The organism is Bacteroidota bacterium (genome assembly GCA_030706565.1).
GTDB lineage: Bacteria > Bacteroidota > Bacteroidia > Bacteroidales > JAUZOH01 > JAUZOH01.
The window spans coordinates 1-2,462 of the sequence record JAUZOH010000516.1; the positions used below are offsets into that span (position 1 = coordinate 1).

Below are 2,462 nucleotides of genomic sequence, written 5' to 3' on the forward strand. Positions count from 1 at the left end.
AAATGTTATAGAATGCATGGATCAATTTAGTTTTTTAAATCTTTTATGTCAGGTGATGTTTCGGCTTTTCGCGACTTATCCTGTTCATCTGTAAAAGGTTGTGTATTTTTTACAAACAGAAGGGCATTGGAAAGACTAAGTTCATTTTCTTCCGGCAAAGGATTCTCCTTGGCAAACTTAACCAAATCGGCCAATGTAAATATCTGTTTCAACAGATTGAAAGAAACCTCATCATCAAATCCCGAATTTTTAAGCGACTGCAAAATTTCTTCACTGGTCTGTTCCAAAGTTTTAACATGAAACATCCGGTTCACATATATCCTGATGATTTCCGTGATAATCGTATGATATTGTTTAAACTTACCTTGTTGCCAAAGCTTTTGATTCCTCAACCTCTCGAGATCTTTGACGGCAGTAAGATAAGGGGGTTCCTCAGGTTTGCGGATCATCAGCAAAGGCTCCTTCTTCCTGATTTTTCTGATAATAGCAATGACCAGGATGGCAATAATTGCCAAAATGATTATACCCAGAATATAAGGCATAATTTCGCGGAATGACCAGGGAACATTCACAGGCTCCTTGACATCGTAAAAATCCTTGGTGGTATCGACAGCTATCGTATTCACCATAAGGGAAAGAGGTGCAGTAAGCAGGCTGTCATTATTAACCATAAATTTAAAAGCCGGAATACGATAACAGCCACTGTCAAACGAAGTGACCATATACTCCTGAGTCAGTTTCAGCCGCTTATCGGGAAGAACAGTCGTATCAACCTTCGTTTTGGCAACCACTTCAACATTTTTCATCAGGCTGTCGCCGACCACAGGGAAACTTATTTTAGTTCCTTTTTGTATGGTCGCCTCTAAAGTTAATTTAGTCTGGCTTCCAATTAAAATTTTGGAGCTATCCAAAGCCGCCTTAACACTCTGTGCTTCAACCTGTTTTATTCCGGCAAAAAACAATACCACAAACAGCATGATCAGCTGCCCAAAGAAACGGAATCTAAACATCATTATATCAATTGACTTCATATCTTTATAAATCCCAAAGAAGATTATCTTTGTTTAAATAAATTAATTAAGGGTTTCACGTAATCTTCGTCTGTTCGAATATTCACCGAATCAATGCCACATTTGCCCAAAACTTCATCAATCCGCTTGTTTCGTTCATCCCAATACATTTCGTAATGTTTCCTCACATTAGGATCTGAAGTATCGACCAGCTGCATTGAATCTGTTTCCGCATCAACAAACCTGACCAACCCGATAGAAGGGAGTTTTGTTTCACGTTCGTCGTAAACTTTTAATGCAACCAGGTCATGCTTATTATTGGCGATTTTCAAAGCATCCTCAAAGTCAGGGCTCATAAAATCAGAAATAATAAAGGCCGTACAGCGTTTTTTAATGGCATTGGTCAAATAACGAAGGGCTTCAGAAAGATTGGTTTTTTTATCTTCGGCTTTGAAATTAAGCAACTCACTGATGATACGCAAAATATGTTTGCTTCCTTTTTTAGGAGAAATGAATTTTTCCACCTTATCCGAAAACATAATCACTCCGATCTTATCGTTATTTTGTATAGCGGAGAATGAAAGTACAGCTGCAATTTCAGCAATCAGTTCATTTTTCAATTTTGCCCGGGTACCAAATTGTCCGGATCCACTGACATCGATAAGCAGCATGACGGTCAGTTCCCTCTCCTCTTCAAAAACCTTAACAAACGGGCGGTTAAAACGCGCGGTAACGTTCCAGTCTATCGAGCGGATATCATCACCAACCTGGTATTCCCTCACTTCGGAGAATGCCATACCATGACCCTTAAAAGCGCTATGGTATTCTCCGGCAAAAACATTGCTTGAAAGTCCCCGCGATTTTATTTCAATCTTTCTTACTTTCCTTATTAAATCTGATGCTTCCACAACTACTTCCTTTTAATGATCACCGTAAAAAACCATTTTTCACAATTTAATTGCACGGCATATTTTTGGTTTTTATCATAATAAACCCAGGAATACATCCCTGTTTTCTTATATTTTTTATTAAATCTGGTTGTTGTTTCGTTCAAATACATGTAATCGCTCATCATTTTTGACGAAGTACATACATCATCTGCAGAAAGGAAATACAATAAAGTTTGATTGCCTAAATTATCCACATATTTCAAATATCTAAAGCACTTATTCACAGCCCCTTCATCAAGTATGAAATTTGGATTAGAGGTTCTCATCAATTTTTTTACGTCCTCCTTATGCAGGCCAATAAAATTTTGCGCTGAGACATTCAGCAACAAAAACATGGGTAAAAACAGCAAAGAGATTTTTTTATAAATCACAAATCAAGATTTTTATGAAAAACCTTTAAGGTACTTCAACAATATTTAAAATACTGGTTATAATATCCTCGCTTTTAATATTTTCAGCTTCAGCCTCGTAAGTAAGTCCAAGTCTGTGACGCAGGACATCA

The 2,462-nt window shown here is 37.3% G+C and carries 4 protein-coding genes; all 4 read right to left on the reverse strand.

The genetic code is table 11. The annotated features are described in order from the left end of the window. Positions 1-26: 26 nt before the first annotated feature. A complete protein-coding gene (locus Q8907_16260) occupies positions 27-1,031 on the reverse strand; it encodes a hypothetical protein (protein MDP4275822.1) in 1,005 nt (334 codons plus the stop codon). A gap of 23 nt (positions 1,032-1,054) precedes the next feature. Further along, positions 1,055-1,918, reverse strand: coding sequence for a DUF58 domain-containing protein (locus tag Q8907_16265; protein MDP4275823.1), 864 nt, complete (start codon positions 1,916-1,918; stop codon positions 1,055-1,057). Between the two features lie 2 nt (positions 1,919-1,920). Further along, on the reverse strand, positions 1,921-2,331 hold the full coding sequence (locus Q8907_16270; GenBank protein MDP4275824.1) for a hypothetical protein: 411 nt from the start codon (positions 2,329-2,331) through the stop codon (positions 1,921-1,923). Between the two features lie 25 nt (positions 2,332-2,356). Next, on the reverse strand, positions 2,357-2,462 hold a 106-nt coding region (locus tag Q8907_16275; protein ID MDP4275825.1), incomplete at its 5' end, for an ATPase.